Source organism: Moorena sp. SIO2C4 (assembly GCF_010672485.1).
Taxonomy (GTDB): Bacteria; Cyanobacteriota; Cyanobacteriia; order Cyanobacteriales; family Coleofasciculaceae; genus Moorena; species Moorena producens.
This window is the reverse complement of record NZ_JAAHGN010001312.1, coordinates 1-1,775: the sequence shown is the minus strand read 5'-3', so window position 1 is coordinate 1,775 and position 1,775 is coordinate 1. Positions and strand designations below refer to the sequence as shown.

Annotated in this window: 2 protein-coding genes; one reads left to right on the top strand and one right to left on the bottom strand. The window is 42.4% G+C overall.

The features are described 5' to 3' along the window. Positions 1–5 precede the first annotated feature (5 nt). Positions 6–380 (bottom strand): metallophosphoesterase family protein, encoded by a 375-nt coding sequence (locus F6K20_RS36985; protein ID WP_287251542.1) that lies wholly within the window; start codon positions 378–380, stop codon positions 6–8. 475 nt (positions 381–855) lie between these two features. Here F6K20_RS36985 and F6K20_RS36980 point away from each other — a divergent pair, with 475 nt between their 5' ends. After that, on the top strand, positions 856–1,110 hold the full coding sequence (locus F6K20_RS36980) for a hypothetical protein (RefSeq protein ID WP_287247561.1): 255 nt from the start codon (positions 856–858) through the stop codon (positions 1,108–1,110). The last annotated feature ends 665 nt before the right edge of the window (positions 1,111–1,775 follow it).

The window sequence follows — 1,775 nt, the reverse complement described above, 5'->3', positions numbered from 1 at the left end:
GCACATCAAGTAGCGTGGGCTATGCCCAGTGGCCAAAGGCCTTTGGCTGATAGCTGTTCGCGTTCGCGAAGCGTCGGCTTTGCCGAAAGCGTGGCCAAAGGCCTTTGGCTGATAGCTGAATGCTTACTAGTTAACAGTTTGTCTACCTGTTGGAATTCTGATTCACTGCCGCCCTGGGTGATATCCCCAGTAAACATTACCAAATCCAAAGGGCCGACCTGTTCACAAAGGTACTCTAAATCATTGAAGAAAATTTCCTCAACATTTGGCCAGAGATTCTCTAAGCCATCCATACCCAAATGGAGGTCAGTCAGATGTAACCACCTAAAGATCACCTCCCTGTGATCTGAGGTTTGGTTTAATTCCGTTGAATAACTCACCGAATATATTTTATTTAACTAAATAGTATTTAATCTATGTAGATGCATCAAACCCAATCTGGACTTATTCTAACACAGGAAAATATAGGGAGCAGGGAGTAGAGAGTAGGGAACAGGGAGCAGGGAGCAGGGAGTAGGAAGCAGGGAGTAGGGAAAAAAAATATCACAATTTATTACTTTACCGATTTAATATTACCAGCGCTATCGATAAAATTACTCCCCAAAAAATGGTATTCTCTGAAATATATCTATGCGATTGACCTATGGTAACGCTACGGGAACGCTAACTAATATTTACGATTTTCCCTGTTCCCTGTTCCCTGTTGCCTGTTGCCTTTAAAAAAACGCGATCGCATTCCTTAATCCGTACATTTTCTTTCAATTACCCTTCTCAAAAAAAAATCTAAAAACCCTTGACAAGTTAATTTATAATCGTTATGATTATATTTGTAAGCCTTAAAACGTTTTTTTTACTATGTCTGACAACTTCCGCCCTAACCCAGAAAACAATCCTGATGAGATTACTCCTAGTAATACTCCTCAGGAACCTTCCCCAAAAAAATACCCCATTAAGCACATTTTGAAAGGCTCCCGCCGGGCAATAACCAACACCATGCATACCCTTTATGCACGGGGTTACGCCCAAATTGACGAGTGGAGCCCCCTTCAGCCGACTGACATTCCTGGCGAATTCATCACGGTAATGACGAAGTATTTAATTCTGGATTAAGGGCTTAAATTTCAGGGGGCTTTGCCCCCTGGCCAAAGCATCAGGTCTGATGTCAGCGGTCAGCGGTCAGTGGTCAGCGGTCAGTGGTCAGTGGTCAGCGTTTGGCCTTTGGCTTATAGCTAATAGCTGAAAACTGTTCGTGTAGCGCATAAACTGATAGCTGATAGCTGATAGCTGATAGCTGATAGCTGATAGCTGATAGCTTACGGTCTAATCACATCGGATCACATCTGGATGGGTTTACAACGTTGAGACATAAGTAAAAATTCCTAGCCGTGGAAATGATTTCTGCGGCTATTTTTTTTTGGGGTTATCAGGTTGAAAGTTATCAGGTTGAAGGTTAGTAAGTTGAAGGTTAGTAAGTTGAAGATTATGAGGTTGAAAGTTGAACGCGATGGACGCGCGTCCCGCTTTCAGCGATCGCGTGGCCTTTTGGCCAAGGTTAGTAAGTTGAAGGTTTAAGGTTAGTAAGTTGAAGGTTAGTAAACAGCTAGAGAAAATGTCGCAGAGTCTACCAAAAACTCTGATTATTTGTTAAACTTAAATTAGGGTAACACCGACAGGGATTATTATGTAACTTAAATTAAAGCCGAAAACCAAGGGTTTAGTAGTTGCGCTCTCTATCCCGGTGTTAGACTTTTTTGACATTTTTATGGCGCTCGCGG